At 52.6% G+C, this 18,009-nt stretch carries 15 protein-coding genes; 13 read left to right on the forward strand and 2 right to left on the reverse strand.

Going from position 1 to position 18,009, the window contains the following annotated elements; genetic code table 11:
• Nucleotides 1-58 precede the first annotated feature (58 nt).
• Genes K3169_RS25840 through K3169_RS25855 form a run of 4 tightly spaced genes read left to right on the forward strand, consistent with a single transcriptional unit; the run spans nucleotide 59 to nucleotide 3,945 of the window.
• The gene (locus K3169_RS25840) at nucleotides 59-1,069 is read left to right on the forward strand and encodes an ABC transporter permease subunit (RefSeq protein WP_027901137.1); all 1,011 of its coding nucleotides are present in this window, start codon (nucleotides 59-61) and stop codon (nucleotides 1,067-1,069) included.
• A gap of 11 nt (nucleotides 1,070-1,080) precedes the next feature.
• A complete protein-coding gene (locus tag K3169_RS25845; RefSeq protein WP_122805349.1) occupies nucleotides 1,081-1,992 on the forward strand; it encodes an ABC transporter permease subunit in 912 nt (303 codons plus the stop codon).
• A gap of 10 nt (nucleotides 1,993-2,002) precedes the next feature.
• Nucleotides 2,003-2,971, forward strand: coding sequence for an ABC transporter ATP-binding protein (locus tag K3169_RS25850; protein ID WP_122805348.1), 969 nt, complete (start codon nucleotides 2,003-2,005; stop codon nucleotides 2,969-2,971).
• Nucleotides 2,971-3,945 (forward strand): peptide ABC transporter ATP-binding protein, encoded by a 975-nt coding sequence (locus K3169_RS25855; RefSeq protein WP_027901140.1) that lies wholly within the window; start codon nucleotides 2,971-2,973, stop codon nucleotides 3,943-3,945. The genes K3169_RS25850 and K3169_RS25855 overlap by 1 nt, the downstream gene beginning before the upstream one ends.
• 135 nt (nucleotides 3,946-4,080) lie before the next feature.
• Here the strand turns inward: K3169_RS25855 and K3169_RS25860 are convergent, their stop codons facing one another.
• On the reverse strand, nucleotides 4,081-6,606 hold the full coding sequence (locus K3169_RS25860; protein WP_263272359.1) for a sulfite reductase flavoprotein subunit alpha: 2,526 nt from the start codon (nucleotides 6,604-6,606) through the stop codon (nucleotides 4,081-4,083).
• A 441-nt stretch (nucleotides 6,607-7,047) separates the two neighbouring features.
• Between K3169_RS25860 and K3169_RS25865 the strand changes: the two genes are divergently transcribed.
• Both K3169_RS25865 and K3169_RS25870 read left to right on the forward strand, forming a co-directional pair.
• Nucleotides 7,048-9,303, forward strand: a complete 2,256-nt coding sequence (locus tag K3169_RS25865; RefSeq protein WP_263268720.1) for an alpha-xenorhabdolysin family binary toxin subunit A — start codon at nucleotides 7,048-7,050, stop codon at nucleotides 9,301-9,303.
• Between the two features lie 91 nt (nucleotides 9,304-9,394).
• Nucleotides 9,395-10,225, forward strand: coding sequence for a hypothetical protein (locus tag K3169_RS25870; protein WP_263268722.1), 831 nt, complete (start codon nucleotides 9,395-9,397; stop codon nucleotides 10,223-10,225).
• A gap of 110 nt (nucleotides 10,226-10,335) precedes the next feature.
• Here K3169_RS25870 and K3169_RS25875 read toward each other — a convergent pair whose 3' ends face one another.
• Nucleotides 10,336-11,499, reverse strand: coding sequence for a type III PLP-dependent enzyme (locus K3169_RS25875; protein ID WP_027901326.1), 1,164 nt, complete (start codon nucleotides 11,497-11,499; stop codon nucleotides 10,336-10,338).
• An 807-nt stretch (nucleotides 11,500-12,306) separates the two neighbouring features.
• Between K3169_RS25875 and K3169_RS25880 the strand changes: the two genes are divergently transcribed.
• From K3169_RS25880 to K3169_RS25910, 7 genes are all read left to right on the forward strand, one after another.
• Entirely contained in the window at nucleotides 12,307-12,498 is a 192-nt protein-coding gene (locus K3169_RS25880) for a DUF6124 family protein (RefSeq protein ID WP_231676912.1), read from the forward strand.
• Nucleotides 12,499-13,077: 579 nt separating this feature from the next.
• Nucleotides 13,078-13,212, forward strand: coding sequence for a hypothetical protein (locus tag K3169_RS25885; protein WP_263268726.1), 135 nt, complete (start codon nucleotides 13,078-13,080; stop codon nucleotides 13,210-13,212).
• Between the two features lie 52 nt (nucleotides 13,213-13,264).
• A complete protein-coding gene (locus tag K3169_RS25890; protein ID WP_231676911.1) occupies nucleotides 13,265-13,510 on the forward strand; it encodes a hypothetical protein in 246 nt (81 codons plus the stop codon).
• Nucleotides 13,467-15,203 (forward strand): B12-binding domain-containing radical SAM protein, encoded by a 1,737-nt coding sequence (locus tag K3169_RS25895; RefSeq protein WP_263268727.1) that lies wholly within the window; start codon nucleotides 13,467-13,469, stop codon nucleotides 15,201-15,203. The genes K3169_RS25890 and K3169_RS25895 overlap by 44 nt, the downstream gene beginning before the upstream one ends.
• Nucleotides 15,204-15,213: 10 nt before the next feature.
• Complete coding sequence (locus K3169_RS25900; protein WP_231676909.1) at nucleotides 15,214-16,050, forward strand: DUF692 family multinuclear iron-containing protein; 837 nt, start codon at nucleotides 15,214-15,216, stop codon at nucleotides 16,048-16,050.
• Nucleotides 16,050-16,574: a hypothetical protein gene (locus tag K3169_RS25905; protein ID WP_231676908.1), complete on the forward strand. Its 525-nt coding sequence runs from the start codon at nucleotides 16,050-16,052 to the stop codon at nucleotides 16,572-16,574. The genes K3169_RS25900 and K3169_RS25905 overlap by 1 nt, the downstream gene beginning before the upstream one ends.
• Nucleotides 16,571-17,875, forward strand: coding sequence for a hypothetical protein (locus K3169_RS25910; protein WP_263268730.1), 1,305 nt, complete (start codon nucleotides 16,571-16,573; stop codon nucleotides 17,873-17,875). The genes K3169_RS25905 and K3169_RS25910 overlap by 4 nt, the downstream gene beginning before the upstream one ends.
• Nucleotides 17,876-18,009: the final 134 nt, after the last annotated feature.

Here is an 18,009-nt window from a genome sequence, read left to right on the forward strand (position 1 = left end):
GGCTCTAACCAGGGCCCCGTCGGAGTACGCCTAACCGGCCGATGAGGAACACACCACGATGTTTAGTTTTATCGCCCGCCGAGTGGGGTTGTTAATACCCACGTTTTTCGGCATCACTTTACTGACCTTTGCCCTGATCCGCCTGATTCCGGGCGATCCGGTTGAAGTCATGATGGGTGAACGCCGGGTCGATCCGGAAATGCACGCTCAGGCCATGGAACGTCTGGGTCTGAACAAACCTTTGTATGCGCAATACCTGGATTACGTCGGCAAGCTCGCCCAGGGCGACCTTGGCGAATCGTTGCGCACGCGAACCAGTGTGTGGACCGAATTCACCGCACTGTTCCCTGCAACTCTGGAGCTGTCGATTGCGGCGCTGATCTTTGCGGGCATTCTCGGACTGCTGGCCGGTGTCATCGCGGCGCTCAAACGGGGCTCGTTATTCGATCACGGGGTGATGGGCATTTCCCTGGCGGGCTATTCGATGCCGATCTTCTGGTGGGGCCTGATCCTCATCATGTTCTTCTCGGTCACGCTGGGCTGGACGCCGGTCTCCGGCCGTATCGACCTGCTGTATGACATCCCGCCAAAAACCGGCTTCATGCTGATCGACACCTTGCTCAGCGATGAAGAAGGCGCTTTCCTCGACGCCCTGCATCACCTGATTCTGCCTGCCATCGTGCTCGGCACTATTCCGCTTGCAGTGATCGCGCGGATGACCCGTTCGTCGATGCTGGAAGTGCTGCGTGAAGACTACGTGCGGACCGCTCGCGCCAAAGGCCTGTCGCCTGCCCGCGTGGTGTTCGTTCATGGCCTGCGTAACGCGCTGATCCCGGTATTGACCGTGTTCGGCCTGCAAGTCGGCGCCCTGCTCGCCGGAGCGGTACTGACCGAAACGATCTTCTCCTGGCCGGGCATCGGCAAGTGGCTGATCGAGGCCATCGGTGCGCGTGACTACCCTGTGGTGCAAAACGGCATTCTGCTGATCGCCTGCCTGGTGATCCTGGTCAACTTCGTGGTGGACATCCTCTACGGTTTTGCCAACCCACGCATCCGTCACCAGCGCTGAGATCATTACCTATGAGCACACCTACTCCTTCGGTAGCAGTCGATCAAAGCCTGCTTTACCCCTCGCCGTACAAAGAATTCTGGCAAGCCTTTGCGAAAAACAAAGGTGCAGTTGCCGGTCTGATGTTCATGACCCTGATCGTGTTCTGCGCGCTGTTCGCCCCATGGGTTGCGCCGCACGACCCGACCCACCAATACCGCGATTTTCTGCTGACCCCACCGTCCTGGCTCGAAGGCGGCCAATGGCGATTTCTGCTGGGCACCGACGAACTGGGCCGTGACCTGCTCTCGCGCCTGATCGAAGGTTCACAACTGTCGCTGCTGATCGGTTTATCGTCTGTCGTCATGTCGTTGATTCCGGGCATCCTCCTGGGCCTGATCGCCGGGTTCTTCCCACGCATTCTCGGCCCGTTGATCATGCGCCTGATGGACATCATGCTTGCGCTGCCTTCGCTGCTGCTGGCAGTGGCCATTGTCGCAATCCTCGGCCCTGGCCTGATGAACACCGTGATTGCTATCGCCGTCGTTTCGCTGCCTGCGTATGTGCGTCTGACCCGCGCGGCGGTCATGGGCGAACTGAACCGTGATTACGTGACGGCTGCTCGCCTGGCGGGCGCTACCCTGCCGCGCCTGATGTTCATCACCGTGCTGCCTAACTGCATGGCGCCGCTGATCGTTCAGGCCACCCTGAGTTTCTCCTCGGCAATCCTCGACGCCGCGGCGCTGGGCTTCCTCGGTCTGGGCGTACAACCGCCAACGCCTGAATGGGGCACCATGCTCGCTTCTGCGCGGGACTACATCGAACGCGCCTGGTGGGTAGTGAGCCTGCCTGGCTTGACCATTTTGCTCAGCGTGCTGGCAATCAACCTGATGGGCGACGGGCTGCGCGATGCGCTGGACCCGAAACTCAAAAATGCCGCCTGAGGAGATTCGCATGTCACTTTTGGAAATCAAGAATCTCAGCGTCCGCTTCGGCGACACCAGCGCCGTGCCGGTTGTCGATGGCCTGTCGTTGAGCGTCGAGAAAGGCGAAGTCATGGCCATCGTCGGCGAGTCGGGTTCGGGTAAATCCGTGACCATGATGGCGTTGATGGGCCTGATCGATCACCCAGGCGTGATCACCGCCGACTCGCTGAACTTTGACGGTCACGAGTTGCTCAAGCTCAGCTCGCGTCAACGTCGCAAAATCATCGGTAAAGACATGGCGATGGTCTTCCAGGACCCAATGACCGCGCTGAACCCGAGTTACACCGTTGGCTTCCAGATCGAAGAAGTTCTGCGTCAGCACTTGAACCTGTCCGGCAAAGCGGCGCGTCAACGTGCCCTAGAATTGCTCCAGAAAGTTGAAATCCCGGGTGCGGCCTCGCGTCTGAATGCCTATCCGCATCAATTGTCGGGTGGCATGAGCCAGCGCGTGGCGATTGCCATGGCGATTGCTGGCGAACCGAAGCTGCTGATCGCGGACGAACCGACCACTGCACTGGACGTGACGATTCAGGCGCAGATCATGGACCTGCTGCTAAGCCTGCAAAAAGAGCAGGACATGGCACTGGTACTGATTACTCACGACCTGGCGGTTGTGGCTGAAACTGCCCAGCGCGTCTGTGTGATGTACGCAGGCCAGGCCGTTGAAGTGGGTCAGGTACCCGGCTTGTTCGACGTGCCAGCACACCCGTACAGCGAAGCACTGCTGGCGGCGATTCCGGAGCACAGCATGGGCGCCGAACGTCTGGCGACCCTGCCAGGCATGGTTCCGGGCCGTTATGACCGCCCTCAGGGCTGCCTGCTTTCACCGCGCTGCCCTTACGTGCAGGAAAACTGCCGCACCCAGCGCCCGGGCCTTGACCCGAAAGCCCACAGCCTGGCGCGTTGCTTCTATCCCTTGAATCAGGAGGTGGCGTAATGAGCGTCGTTCTTACCGCCCGCGACCTTACCCGTCACTACGAAGTCTCCCGTGGCCTGTTCAAGGGCCACGCGTTGGTGCGCGCCCTGAACGGCGTGTCGTTCGAACTTGAAGCCGGTAAAACCCTGGCTGTGGTTGGCGAGTCCGGCTGTGGCAAGTCGACCCTGGCCCGCGCCTTGACCCTGATTGAAGAGCCCTCTTCCGGTTCGCTGAAAATCGCCGGTCAGGAAGTCACTGGTGCCAGCAAGGAACAACGCAAACAACTGCGCAAAGACGTGCAGATGGTTTTCCAGAGCCCGTATGCGTCGCTCAATCCCCGGCAGAAAATTGGTGATCAGCTCGGCGAACCGTTGCTGATCAATACCAGTCTGTCCGCCAAGGAGCGTCGCGAGAAAGTGCAGGCGATGATGGCTCAGGTCGGTTTGCGCCCTGAGCACTATCAGCGTTATCCGCACATGTTCTCCGGTGGTCAGCGTCAGCGTATCGCTCTGGCTCGCGCCATGATGCTGCAACCAAAAGTGCTGGTGGCAGACGAACCGACTTCCGCGCTGGACGTATCGATTCAGGCACAGGTGCTGAACCTGTTCATGGACCTGCAGCAGGAATTCAACACGGCTTACGTGTTCATCTCCCACAACCTGTCGGTGGTGCGTCATGTCGCTGACACGGTGTTGGTGATGTATCTGGGTCGTCCGGCGGAAATGGGTCCCAAGGAGGAGATCTACAACCGTCCGCTGCACCCGTACACCCAGGCTTTGCTGTCGGCGACTCCGACGATTCATCCGGACCCGCTGAAGCCGAAGATCAAGATCGTCGGCGAGCTGCCTAACCCGCTCGACCCGCCAAGCGGCTGCGCCTTCCACAAGCGTTGCCCGTACGCGACCGAGCGCTGCTCCACTGAAGAACCGGCCCTGCGTCTGGTCGACAACCGCCAGGTTGCCTGCCATTACGCTGAGCAGTTTGTGGCGGCGTAAATTCAAAGGTTGATGATAGACCTGTAGGAGCCGAGCTTGCTCGCGATGAACGATGACGCGGTGTGGCTACTGCCTGCGTCTCATGCATCGCGGGCAAGCCCGGCTCCCACAGGTCCTCACTCCGGCCATAAATCTCTAATAAACATCCCTTCGATACCGTCCTTCCTCGATCAACTCTCCCACCGCCTGCTCACCCAGGATTTTGATCAACGCCGCGTCCACTCCCGCCGCCATGCCTTCCAGGCTGCCGCAGATGTAAATAGAGGCACCGTCGGCGAGCCACGCTTTTAACTCGCCAGCGGCCTGAAGCATGCGATCCTGCACATAAATCTTCTCAGCCTGATCACGAGAAAACGCCAGATCCAGCCGCGCCAGTTGCCCTGCTTCCAGCCACGACTGTAATTCGTCCCCACAATGGAAGTCATAGGCCTGATTCCGCTCGCCAAACAACAACCAATTGCGCAACTGCCCCTGCGCGATGCGCGCCTTGAGCAAGCTGCGCAATCCGGCCAGCCCGGTGCCATTACCTAACAGGATCAAAGGACGTGAATCATCCGGCAGGTGGAAGCTACTGTTACGTCTAACCCTCAAACTGACCACATCATTAAGCTCAACATGCTCCGTCAGCCAACCGGAGCCCAACCCGAGACTGCCATCGGGATGCAGTTCCTGACGCACGATCAATTCCAGCACACCATCCTCGGCGATAGACGCGATGGAGTACTCACGCGGGGCCAACTGCACCAGCGCATCAATCAATGCCTGAGCATGCAGCCCGACAAGATGTGCCCGATGATGAGGCAGTTGGCGACTGGCCAATGCCACTTCGATGGGTTCTTCCAGCCCGCCGATATTCACGTGTGTGCTCACCGCAATACCCAGCCCGGCGAGGAAATCTTCCACGGCTCGCGGGCTGTTGCGTGGCATCACCTCAACCAGATCGCCGGCCTCCCACGTGATCGACGGCGGCGGTGTCAGGCCGAGCAGAAACACTTTCGAACCGCTGCTACCCGGGTTGAGCCATTCGCGCCGTGACAGCGTCCAGTTGTCATAAGTCGGAGCCTGCCAGAGCGCAGCCGGTGTATTGCCAGTGAGCTGCGCCAACTGGTGCTGCCAATGCTGCAAGGCCAGTGGGTCTGCGCTGTCCACTTCCACGGACGCGAACAACGAGTGGCCGCCGCGCTCTCTCAGCCAGTCCTGCAAGCGATGGGCAAACGCACAGAAATGTTGATACTGCCGATCGCCGAGCCCCAGCACGGCGTAACTGAGGTTATCCAGTGATAGCTCTGCGCCGAGTAGCTTGCGCTCGAAAGCCCGGGCGCTGTCCGGCGCTTCACCGTCGCCGAACGTGCTGACCACAAACAGCGCGTTACGGCTTTGGCACAAATCCTGTTCGGTGACATCAGCCAGGCGCTGAACATTCACCGGCATCCCGGCCGCCTGTAATTGCCCGGCAGTCTGCCAGGCCAACTGTTCGGCAAACCCGCTCTGGCTGGCAAAACCGATCAGCCATGCAGGCCCTTCAATATTACTGGCGACTCCTGCACGGGCATTGCGCACATCACGCTTCTTGCGCCGACGGTCGAGATACAGCAGCCAGCCCGTGATAAAGAACAGCGGCATCATCAGCGATGCAACGGTCATGATGATGCGCCCGGGCATGCCGAAATAACTGCCCACATGCAGGCTGTAATTGCTGACAAGCAACTGCGCACCGAAGCTTTTTTCGCTGTAACGGGACACCGCACTGACGTTGCCTGTCGCAGGATCGAGGGTGATCTGGTTGAGCGCCCGCGGATGTGGCGAATCCTTGAGCAGGTAGAAAATCGTTGCGGGCTGACCGGCCGCGTTAGGCAGGCGGATATTGTACGCAGCCAATCCTGGCCCAGCTGCCGACTGAATGCTGCTCCAGATAGCGACATAATCCGCCTTGGGGGCTGGCTCGTTTTTACCTGCCGGACGCATGCCACCGCCCCGCCGCTGCTCGCCGATGGGCGCATCGCCGAGCAAGGCGTGCATGCCATTACTGAACCAGTCGTAAGACCAGTTCAAACCGGTGATGGCGAACAGCATATAAAACAGCAGGCACCAGGTGCCAAATACCGAATGCAGGTCCCAGTTGAAGCTGCGTCCCTTTTTGGCCCAGTCCATGGTCAGCCAGATACGCCAGTTCAGAGCCTTGCGCGGCCAGCGCAGATAGAGCCCGGACAGACAGAAAAAAATCAGAATCAGCGTGCAGGCAGCCGTGACCTGCTTGCCGTATTCCCCCATGGCCAGAAAGCGATGCAGCTTCAACACGAAATCAAAAAAACCGGCACCAGCGGCGTCGCCAGTGACTTCGCCGGTGTATGGATTGAAGTTGCGCATCGGCCCACGCCGCTCGCCGGGGGCCGGGGTGAAATAAACCTGTGCAGCTTTGTCGCCGACGGTCTGTACGCGCAGGATGGCCACCGTCAGCCCCGTTTCGGCTTCCAGTTTGCGAACCAGCTCCACCGGTGGCAATGGGGTACCACGCGCCTCAATAATCAGAGCATCCGGGTTGATCCATTCAAGAATCTCATCCTCGAACGAATAAAGAGCGCCGGTTATGCCCATCAACGCCAGCACCAACCCGGCCGTGATGCCGAAGAACCAGTGGACTTGAAACAGAATCTTCTTCAGCACCCTTACGACCTCATGGACCCGCAATGCGGCGCATTATGCGCCTAAAAGGGATGAATTCTCATCTGTATCTGGTTCCTGAAGACGCAAGGGCGATTGTATTCACCCGCTGCCGCGCTGCAGAAGACACATCGTGTAGGAGACAACGTGTAGACAAGGTGACCGTTGAGACAAATGGGGTAAGACGCTTCGCCAAAAACTAAGCGCCTGGATAATACAAAAGGGCGTTGACTCAGGAACTGCAACGGCGAGGTCAATACGAGCGCCAAGAAACTGCCAAAGGTTGAAATATGAAAATTTCAACTCACTACAAATCCAGACTTACTTCCTGTTTTGACCAACCTTCAACCCGCACCTAGCCTAGCGAGTGTGCAGGAGGAAACTGCACACCTGAAAGCACCTACACACTGTCAGTACTCTATTCATTAAAGGATTAATGAAATGACTTATCAAGATGATACGGCTGCGGATGATGACACCCTCGCCGAAGCCGCCAGTAAAGCCCCAGAAGTCTTAATGGACGGGTCCCTCGGCCTACTTCCAGATTCAACTCGTCCCCCTGGATTAACGCTGACAAAAGAACAGATCAAGAGTATCAAGCGCTATGAAATGGCAGGCCTTGCGCTTCCAATAACCCTGGGTGATGTGATTGGCTACCTTGGCTACAACGAAGGTGAAGGTGCGGGCGAATACCTGGAACCAAGGGAGTTTCTGAAAAGCTTCGAGAAAATCAACGCACATGCCCGCACCTGGAACCCATTACGTACCAGGTTGATCGGAATGACCAGCAAGCTGGAGATATTTGCCGATGAAATAGCGAACAATGGTGTCACCATGTCATTGATTTTCAATGACGTGGACGCCCTGAAGAAACTCCCTGCGTACAACATCAAGACACTGGCAGATATTCGCAAGCTTAAAGATGAACTCGGCGATCGCCTCAAGGAATTCAATCTTGACGCAGAGGATAAATCGACCGTCAGCCAATTCAGCATTTTCTTGAACAACATTCTGGACGCGGTGCGGCGTCAACAATCCGAAGCGCACGATATCAAGAAAGACCTTGGTAAATTCAGCGAAGAGTTGGCCCAAAAAGTGCTCCCCGAGATTAAGTTCAAGGTAAGGACGATCAATAACAGCAATCTGGAAACGCTCATAAAAGACCTCAGTACCGACATTGAACAACGGGCTGACCTTATCGAAAAACTCAACGATGCCTACAAAAAAACGGTGAAAGATGCTTTGAGCGCGGCGTCTACAATGAACATTGCTGGCCTCGGCATAGCCATTTACAACGGCATTAACGCAGAGAAAATTCGAAGTGATCTCAAGAAAGAACGCGACATACAGAAAAATAAAATCGAAGAAATGCGCACGAAAAACAAAGTTCTCGCCTCATTGCATCGAGTAAGAGCCGACTTATTGGACCTGGACATTATCGTCGTTGATGCAGATATTGCCACCAAAAACCTGGAAAGCGTGTGGCTCAATATTACAAACTACCTCGATGCGTCCGTCGAGGGCGTAGACAGGATTAATGATGCACTCGGTTTGTATGCGTTCTTCCACGAATTTAATTCCGTGATCAACCCTTGGAAAAGAATTGGCCGTGACGCAGTGTTACTGTACGAGGTCTTCGACCAGGCTGATAAAGAATTTCGTGATGAGTACAATTCTAATTTTAATATGCGCGCCCGGAGCCCGATGCCCATGAACACCCCTGTGTATTTTGATGCGCCTGATACGACCATCATTCGAAACTCGAAAGACGCCTGTAATTCGACAATGATAGATGCCAAAGTGTACCACACTGCGACAGACTATTTACCGAATGTCTTTGCCAAGTTCACAGGCCTGAACGAAGGACTGAATGCTGCTCACACTGACTTGTCTGCTTCACTGCAGCGCATCTATGTTTTTCTGGAGATCCCTCTCGAGGAAATCGATAAGTTTCATAAAGATATCAAGGAGCAAGACCTTGATGACGAAGCACTGGAATATATTTCCCAACGCATATCGAAAGCTCGGGATAATGCAATAAGCAAAACGGGCGAATTGACAAAAATACTGGCCGGTCATCTGCGCTCTTTACGCGATACGTTCAACCGTCAGTCAACCCTGAGGTCCCTTGCAGAACTCCAGACCCAGGCGACTGGCCTGCCTTTGGAAATAGACGGGTTTGTAGAACGTAAAGCCGTGTTAAGTGGCGAACTACTTGCCTTGGATAATGGGATCAAGGCGCTCGAAAACAAAGGCCTGGCTGAGATTGGTGAAGAAACCATCTTGAATGCCGAAGCACTCGCAGCGCTTCAACTGGGCGGTCCACCCGCCGCCGCGCTCAAGGTCGCCCTCGATCTATTGCAGAAGTCGCTCGTGGTCCTTGAGGCTTCATTGAACTATCAAGGGCTGCTAAGCCTGCGCACAAGCCTATATACGCGAATAGATGCCGAACAGCAGAAAATCAGAGCTAAAAATGATGACCTCTGGCGGGTCGGACAGCACACCAAGCTCATTGAATCCTTCCACCACTTTGACGATGAGCGGGTGCTTTACGCTCAGGAATACTCGAAAATCGTCAATTCTTTAGAGTCGTTCGTGAATAAGCACACGTCAACTCCAAGCGACGACGATGAATCTGTCCAGCAATGGATTCAGGACGCCAGGGCAGCGATGAATTATTTGCCAACCCTCCGCTAAAGCGACTCAGAAGATAGTCTGAGGGGAGGGCTTTGCTCTCCCTGTTAGTGACTGGTCGTGTCCAGAATCACAAGAATGAGCGAGCAAAACAATGACTTCAATTAATGAAAATGATGTCGCTGGGCTTAATAACTTCAAACTCTATCTTGAACGTTTTCCAGCGTCCATCGACAGCTTCTTGACCAATCTTGCCCTGCCGCTACTGGGTAGCGGCCAACACCCAGCAATGAATGATACCGCTGCACGCGCCAAACGCGATATCCAGTTATGGCCTGATAACGCAAAAGCGCTACGTCTGGTACATCAGGGCGTTACCCCGCTGATCTGCGACACCAATGAGTTGCTTACGCAGGTCACGCTCTACGAAAAACCAGAGGGTACCGACCCTATTCGTGAAAATCTTAATACGTTAGTGCTGCATACGGAGCCATTCAACATGAACGGTAAGCTCGGCATCAGCCCTTCCAGTAAAACCTACGATGTCACGTATTTCCTGTCGCAAAAGCTCATTCACTTTGAAGACTCGCTTTATGATGCGATTCAAGACATGGAACAGATTCAGAAAACTGCCAGTGACGTTATCCCGCGCACTGTTGACTTCATGAAGGTCAAGATTGCAGAGCATGAAGCCCGGCATCGCAAGCCTGATTCCACGTTTGCAGGGCCTGTGCAAAAACAACTGGATCTGGCCAATCGCAGCCTTGACGCCTCACGAGCTGAATATACCTGGGCCTTGGAAGCCGCCGGGAATGTGCTTGGTTACTGCACTCGCTTGCGCGGCATGCTGTACGACTCCAGAACACAGATGATGCTCATCAGTGACAAGAGCAATGTGAGGACCTTCATTCTCCAGATGAATCTGATGGGCTCTCGCCTGACCCAGGCCCAACGCATGATTAATAAAGCTCAAGCGGTGTTGTAAACAGTCAGAATGCTGAGCCTGTGCACGTGGGTGCAAAACAAACCTGCGCTCATAAAAAAACCCGCGATCGCTCGCGGGTTTTTGTTATCCAGCTTTAACAGCCGTGACGCTTAAACGTAGAACGATTTCAGCGGCGGGAAGCCATTGAACTCTACTGCGCTGTAGCTGGTGGTGTACGCACCGGTGGACAGCCAGTACAGGCGGTCACCGATGGCCAGGTTCAGCGGCAGGCCATACTTGTAGTTCTCGTACATGATGTCGGCGCTGTCGCAGGTGGGACCGGCGATGACCACTTCTTCCATCTCGCCTTTCTTCTCGGTCCAGATCGGGAACTTGATGGCTTCGTCCATGGTTTCGATCAGGCCGGAGAACTTGCCCACATCCGTGTACACCCAACGCTCTACTGCGGTGCGGGATTTACGCGAGACCAGCACTACTTCGCTGACCAGAATACCGGCGTTGGCGATCAGCGAACGACCCGGCTCCAGAATGATTTCAGGCAGGTCATCACCGAAGTCTTCTTTCAGGTAGCGAATGATTTCTTCAGCGTAGGTTTCCAGGCTGTTGGTACGGGTGATGTAGTTGGCCGGGAAGCCGCCGCCCATGTTGATCAGCTTGAGGACAATACCGTCTTCTTCTTTCAGACGCTCGAAGATCACTTTGACCTTGGCGATCGCTGCGTCCCAGACGCTGATGTCGCGCTGTTGCGAACCGACGTGGAACGAAAGGCCGTAAGGCACCAGACCCAGGTCACGAGCCAGAATCAGCAGATCCATGGCCATGTCGGTCTGGCAGCCAAATTTACGCGACAAAGGCCAGTCAGCCGTGGTCGAGCCTTCGGTCAGGATACGCACATAGACTTTCGAACCCGGTGCAGCCTTGGCGATGTTGCGCAGGTCGGCTTCGGAGTCAGTGGAGAACAGACGCACGCCCTTCTCGTAGAAGTAGCGGATGTCCTTGGATTTCTTGATGGTGTTGCCGTAGCTGATGCGGTCTGGAGTGACACCGCGGTCCATGACCTTGTCCAGCTCATAGATCGACGCGATGTCGAAGCTCGAGCCTTTGTCCTTGAGCAGGTCGATGATTTCGACCGCCGGGTTGGCTTTGACGGCGTAGTACACCTTGGCGAATTCGAAACCTGCGCGCAGGTCATCGTAAGCCTGGCTGATCATCGCGGTATCGATAACCACGAACGGGGTTTCTTGCTTGTCGGCAAACGCCTTCATTTTGTTGAAGGTGTCGCGCTGGAAATAGTCTTCGACCTGGATCGGCATGCTACGGACTCCACTGGGCAAACAAATGAATAAATGGGTGCATATGAACGTCCTCCGTGTGTATCCCCACTTTGGTTCGCCTACTTCCCAAGGCATGTCCGCCGAAAGCAAAAAAGGCCATCTGGAGGTCGCCTCCCGTGGCCTTGCTGTCTCGTCGTCAGTACTTGAGCCGGATGGATCGTTTCCAGCTTGGACGTTCGGCGCGAACTGTAGGACCTGAGGGGTTAGAGATCAACAAAAAATGTCGCATTTGCAGACGTTTCTGCCGGATCGGCTCGTATGCCCCATTGTAGTAACGGACCTGTGTGACAGCTTGATGTTCATTTTTGAGGTGAATGGGCAATGAGCTGGCTCATTCTCGGTAGCTCTATCACCGCAGAACCTGTGGGAGCCGGGCTTGCCCGCGATAAGGCTGAATGCGATAGACCTGATATCTGCGGCGACCTTATCGCGGGCAAGCCCTGCTCCCACATAAGCGTCCCCCGCAAGACCCGTGTTTCCTACAAAAAATGTGACGATTGCGAATGACCCGTCCCTATCTCCCGTGTGAAGTTTCCTAGAAACTCAAACCCGCTTGCGCCCGCCAATTCCCGGAACTAGCCTGCGCTCCGCCACTGTAAATCAGTGGTCGGGTGTGAGAGCCCGGTTGCAAAAAAGGGTGCATCAGTCCATCAGATATGGCGGCTGTGTGCAGGCAGACTTCGGTCTGGCCGGTTTCCCTTTGACTGGTCTCTCACCCTGCACATAGCTGCCACCCACTTCCGTGTGAGAGCGACAAGTGATGGCTCCAATCTAAAGGGATACATCATGACGAAAACCACCCTGGAACAAGACCTCCAACGCGCCAGCGACCTACTCCGCTGCGCCGCCGCCACCGCCTACGAATCCAGCGACCAACTCACCGGCCAGAAACGCGACCTTGCGTTTTCCACGGTGCATTTGGTCGAGATTGCGCAGGGCTTGGTTGAGCGATCTTTAATAACAGTCGAGCCGCGATAAAGCGCACACCCACTCTCACAGAGACGGCGCAATCCCGTAGGACTGGCTTTAGCCGGGAGAACGTTGTTCCTGACGAAGGATATCTAGCGAATGTACCGACACTCTCGCGGCTACGCCGCTCCTACGAATGTCCTTACAGGATTGGGCAGCCCCACGCCTTTGCAGCGCGGGGCTTCTACATTAAGCCTGCGCTTCATCCGCCACTCCAAGCGGCAAAAAGACTCGTCTTGCGCCACGAGACAGCAGAAGAGCAAGGATAAGAGATATGGCGATGACGTTTATCAGCGTACAACAAACCGTAACATAAACAGTTACGCCAAAGTCCTTTTTTTCAGAAAATGGGAAATGGTGCTTAGCGCAATAAACTTAACGTTTAAAACCCATAAAATTTATTGCAAGACTTATTACTTATCGAAAGTAAAACCCCAGAACCCTTTCTCGAATTAAACACCAACCCCACAGCACTTAAACAAAAAAGATAGATATTTCAAAATGTAAATTAATCTTGATTTAGGGCTTACGACCGCCTAGCGTTATGGAAGTCCGATATGGACTAACGAAAGCACCGGAGGTATACATATGAATGAAAATACTGAAAGCAAGCTCGAAGACATGGACCTCATTGAGGAAAACGCAAGTCCATTACCCGCTTATAACTCGGTAATACTTACCGACTATGAAGCTGTTGCGGGAAAAACAGCACCGGAGTTTTAAATACCATGGAGGCCCGACGTGGTCGGGCCCGCTCATATCGCGGTAGTCTCTTATGAATTATCAAAAAGTCAGACCTGGAACCTGGGTATTAGATGATCTGGGATTACTATTTTTTCATAATGGAAATGGATGTTTAAAACTTAACAAATCGTGGTATCTGTCTTCATTTTCAGAGCAAGAAATTGCAATTGATATCCTGAAAAAATTTCCTGAATTCTTTGAGCCAGCGACCAATGCGGAAGGGCTTGAAAGCTATGAAAAAAGTAAAATCAGCTTCATCGCGGCACCACGATCCTAGTCAAGGTACCGAATCAGTAAGGATCAAATTAGCGCTGGTTGCTCTTCCCTATGGTGAAGGGCCCCAGAAAGTCATGCCATTAGGACTTCAAAACATCTCTGCATACCTGAACAAAAAAAACTCTGATGTTGACGTCAGAATATTTGACTATTCCGAGTTGCACCTACTAGATACAGATAGATTATCTGGATTAATAAGTTGGGACCCGACAATGGTTGGTTTCTCAGTCTATAGCAGCAATGTCATGGCCGCAAAGCAGTGGGCGGAACAGGTTAAACTATATCTACCGAGCTCTTTTATATTTTGTGGCGGGCCTCATATCAGCTTAGCCGCGGAAGCTTTCTTAAGGTATACAGGCGAAACATTTCATGTCGCATTGGTGGGGGAAGGAGAATACTCCACGCTATTATTGATCGAAGAGTTCTTAATAAAACAAAAGCAAGATTTACCAAAGAAAACAAAGCAAGGTCAGGCCTATGAATTAAACTTTGAAGCAGTTCCAAATGCTGTTTGGTTAGATAATTATGGCGTATCCCATACGAGTCAAAAATGTAAAAATCAACTTCCCGCAAACGAATGGGAAAATCCGCTTCTTGATTACGCAACCAGTGATATTCAGGGTCTTTATTACACTGACAGACGGGATGGTGTACGCAGGAAAGCCATAGCATTTACGAGTAGCAGAGGCTGTCCGTTGGCCTGTTCGTTCTGCGCTATCGTTGCAGCCGACAAAGACGGGCCCAAATGGCGTGCCGCTGAAGCTAGCACGCTACTGGCATGGCTTGAGGAAGCAGCCCAAACCTACAACTTCGAACATGTCTACATGATGGATGCGAATTTTTTTGTTCGAAAAGACCGAGTATTAGAGTTCTCCGATGGGTTATATCGCCTATTTAAAGGACGTGTCACATGGAGCAGCTCTTCGACTGTCGGCTATCTCTTAAAAGTGCAGGACGCACTTCCTACCTTAGTCACTCAAGGGTTAAGGCTCGTAGAATTGGGCATCGAGTCGGGATCTCAGAGCCAACTAGACTACATGAACAAAAAGGTAACTGTCGAAAAAAACATATCTGCGGTTCGGGCGCTTCAAGAAAACGGTGTTGCGCTGGGACTAGACTTTATAATGTTTTATCACGACCAAACCCCTAGGGAAATACTGGAGAATCTGTTATTCATTCTTCGCGCTGGCCTCACGGAGCACGAATCTTTAGATCACTATTTTAATATCATGATGCTTTACCCCGGTACTCCTGTAAGAGAAACGCTGGAGTTAAGGCTAGGATACACGCTACCTCTGTATGAGCTGCCAGACTCCCGACTTTTCATACAAAACCATGAAGTCTCGCTAATCTACAACTCTTTCATCGATGGTTTTGCCAAAAAATACCTGACTCGATTGGAAGCTGCGATATCAAAAAACCTTCTTAAGATCAGAAGCGGCACCGACGAATACACTCGGGCGTATTACTCGCTTCTCAATGTGTACTTACTTCACCTACCTTTCAAGATTCTGTGGTCACTGTCGCGGAATCCAAGAGTCGCCGATCGCGATTTAGTTTCCTCAGATTACAGATATCTAATTGCTATGAGCTTGGATGAGGAAATGGAGCATACCACGATTGACACGACGGATAACCGTGTGACCACGGGTTCCGGTGGGCGAAGAGGTGAATTAATTGCAAGTACTCGCTGAGGTAGGCGCGATGAACAACGATATCCGAATAGGTACAAGCGGGGGTCAGGACGATCTGAAACTGCTTGTTGATAAACTGGAAAACAACCATTTGGGATGGGAGACTTCGGTCAAACACTTCAGTGTAGGACTTCGTTTTTTTGAGTCCTTCGAGGTTGAATTGGGGGAACGAGCTCTGGCGACTGGATTGTCTCTGGCCGTTCATCCTGTTGACATAAATCTTTCGGCCGACTTGGACAACGGAGAGCTCTCCACATTGAAGGAAAACTTGAGAAACTTTCCATTTATTTATTTGGAAGAAGACCTTGGATTATGGCGTTATAAAAATATATTTCTAGGCGCACACCAGACAGACCCGGGCTTTTCCGAAACATCACTGCACCAAGCAGCGAGCAATGCAGCCTTTGTCCAAGATGAATTGGGAATTCCAGTTATCATAGAAAATCCTCCTGTATACAGTGGTGATATCGGCATGGGCTTTTGGGCATACTATGAACAGGTGTGTGACTCATCAGGCTGTCAAATGGCGTTTGATGTTGGCCACTACCTAGGATACTGCAGGGTTAACAGCATTCCTTGTCGAGTGCCAGATAAAAGCTGCGATATCTGGAAAAGCATTAAAACAGTCCACTTATCAGGGATGAAATATTGGAAATGGAATGGTGCAGCGGTTTGGCTAGACCAACATGCTGATAAATATAATGATGAGATGATCCGCATAGCCCAATCCTGCATAAACAATGTGAAAGATCTACACAATATACTTCTAGAGATGGAAGGAGCCAACAACATCGTTCGCCAACAGAACTTTCTTCTAGTGAAATCATTACTCCAGGAGCCTCACTGATGCGAGAAATGTACGAGCGATTTGAAAGCTTTTATTCATTCAACAATCTCTTGCGCGGCAATCCGGGGAGCGACCGACCCGATAAAAATTTAAGTTTCGACTCAACACGCCGTTTTATAGATATTGTTAGATTTGTAAACCGGCGCTGGCCGTTCTCGATTCCTTTTATTTCTAGCTGTCACGGTCTATCGCTCTGGCGTCCACTATTTGAAAATTTCCCTGCTGATGCTGCCAACTGCACGACCCTTTATGAAGCGTCGGTAACAAGGGCCGCGGCGGTCATCAAACTAATAGATGGTGATTTTTTATCGGAGCTTATTAGTTACGAAGATTTTAGAAACGGGTCCGGTATATTCTCCTATTCGACAGATGCAGTGAGTGGGAAAACGTCAGTCCAGATCCCATATGATCTTGAGTCTTTTTATTTATCGCTTATGTTTTATGGTCGCGCATCGGCGCCTCCGTTTCTATATCGGCAACTTGATATTGAACCTGGGTGCACCTATAGAGTGGCCAGAAAATGAACGTAGATCTTCGTGTAAAACGCGCGGACGCGCTTTACTTTGCGATCGCTATCACTGTAACCATAATCGAGCTTGCGATAATCGCTACCAGCCCACACTTGGGCGCCTTCGCTCTCGAGTACGCGCTTATCACTCAACTCGCCCTATCAATTCTGGTAGAGTTTGGGACAGCCTACATCTTGGTTACGAGGTTTGGGGTGATTCGCGCGACTCATGCAGGCTTCATCTTCAAGGCGATGAGCTGCTGTATTTTCTTTGCTGGAGTGGCCGTATCAAGTGACTCATTCATTTATGGCTGGTCACTCATTATTATGTCTTTTCTATTCGACTCTATGGGGACAGGCCTTCTAAAGGCAGCATTTAGACCAGCTTATAGTGCGCTGCATTATTCAATGATGGGTAGACCCGCTGATTTTGTGGACAGTCTGATAGGCTTTGGCGCGATTAGATTGGGGCTTCCTTGCCTGCTCTTGTTTCTGGTCGGCGCTGCCCATTTATATGCGACACCCCAAGAAGTATTTTATGTAATGTTCATTCTCGTGTTCGGATGTCGCTGTTTCCAGGTCTTGCTCGCACGAGGTGACCTTCGAACGTTGATACTTGCCCCGACTCAAATTTCAGATTCAGTAAAATCTGGTGCAGTCTCTTTATTAAAAGCATTCAAAAAAGTCCCGGGACTATGGGTATGTTACACCGTGGGCACCGTGTTTGAGTCGGTGATACTCATGTATGGGATCGGCCTGATCTACAAGTACAAAGCAATTGCGCTCTTGCCCGACACGGTCACTTGGATGGGGGCTTCGGCAGCCTCACTGTGGATTTATTTAATTTCATACGCGGGCGCAGGTTACGTTATTCGATACTGGTGTCTTCTAAAAAACAGCAATGTTTTTTTAGTGGCCTGTGCATGCATGACCGGTACAGTGGTCTATCTGCTTATGCTTACCCCAGGTGAGGCGGGATACTTTGCGGGGTTGCTCGGTTTCTGTTTTTTGGCGTCATTATCAGCGCTGCTTTTGGTCAGGCATGCTTCAACGCAGATTTTGCTTATTTTTAATGAGCGGGACAGTGCGAAGATCTTCGTCTGGACGGAGTTGGCCGCAAATTTAGCCCTGATTGTCGTGGTGGGTACGGCGACGACACTGGTAGGTCCTGAAAGCATACTGCGAATTTTCGGCATTTTTTTTGGGCTGTCCACTGCGGTTGCTATCGTCCTTTGTATTAAAGGTCATGTTCAGGTGGCGAAGGCAAGGTCCACCAAACCTGTCGTTTCCTACAAAAAATGTGACGATTACGAATGACCCGTCCCTATCTCTCGTGTGAAGTTTCCTAGAAACTCAAACCCGCTTGCGCCTGCCATTTCCCGGAACTAGCCTGCGCTCCGCCACTGTAAATCAGTGGTCGGGTGTGAGAGCCCGGTTGCAAAAAAGGGTGC

Origin of the sequence: Pseudomonas phytophila (assembly GCF_025643095.1) — a bacterium.
Classification (GTDB): domain Bacteria; phylum Pseudomonadota; class Gammaproteobacteria; order Pseudomonadales; family Pseudomonadaceae; genus Aquipseudomonas; species Aquipseudomonas quasicaspiana.

Bases quoted from the DNA above. Each gene is read 5' to 3' on its own strand.
- K3169_RS25885 (WP_263268726.1), top strand. From the start codon at position 13,078: ATGAATGAAAATACTGAAAGCAAGCTCGAAGACATGGACCTCATTGAG.
- K3169_RS25865 (WP_263268720.1), top strand. From the start codon at position 7,048: ATGACTTATCAAGATGATACGGCTGCGGATGATGACACCCTCGCCGAA.
- K3169_RS25890 (WP_231676911.1), top strand. From the start codon at position 13,265: ATGAATTATCAAAAAGTCAGACCTGGAACCTGGGTATTAGATGATCTG.
- K3169_RS25840 (WP_027901137.1), top strand. From the start codon at position 59: ATGTTTAGTTTTATCGCCCGCCGAGTGGGGTTGTTAATACCCACGTTT.
- K3169_RS25870 (WP_263268722.1), top strand. From the start codon at position 9,395: ATGACTTCAATTAATGAAAATGATGTCGCTGGGCTTAATAACTTCAAA.
- K3169_RS25895 (WP_263268727.1), top strand. From the start codon at position 13,467: ATGAAAAAAGTAAAATCAGCTTCATCGCGGCACCACGATCCTAGTCAA.
- K3169_RS25875 (WP_027901326.1), bottom strand. From the start codon at position 11,499: ATGCCGATCCAGGTCGAAGACTATTTCCAGCGCGACACCTTCAACAAA.
- K3169_RS25910 (WP_263268730.1), top strand. From the start codon at position 16,571: ATGAACGTAGATCTTCGTGTAAAACGCGCGGACGCGCTTTACTTTGCG.
- K3169_RS25900 (WP_231676909.1), top strand. From the start codon at position 15,214: ATGAACAACGATATCCGAATAGGTACAAGCGGGGGTCAGGACGATCTG.
- K3169_RS25845 (WP_122805349.1), top strand. From the start codon at position 1,081: ATGAGCACACCTACTCCTTCGGTAGCAGTCGATCAAAGCCTGCTTTAC.
- K3169_RS25850 (WP_122805348.1), top strand. From the start codon at position 2,003: ATGTCACTTTTGGAAATCAAGAATCTCAGCGTCCGCTTCGGCGACACC.
- K3169_RS25905 (WP_231676908.1), top strand. From the start codon at position 16,050: ATGCGAGAAATGTACGAGCGATTTGAAAGCTTTTATTCATTCAACAAT.
- K3169_RS25855 (WP_027901140.1), top strand. From the start codon at position 2,971: ATGAGCGTCGTTCTTACCGCCCGCGACCTTACCCGTCACTACGAAGTC.
- K3169_RS25880 (WP_231676912.1), top strand. From the start codon at position 12,307: ATGACGAAAACCACCCTGGAACAAGACCTCCAACGCGCCAGCGACCTA.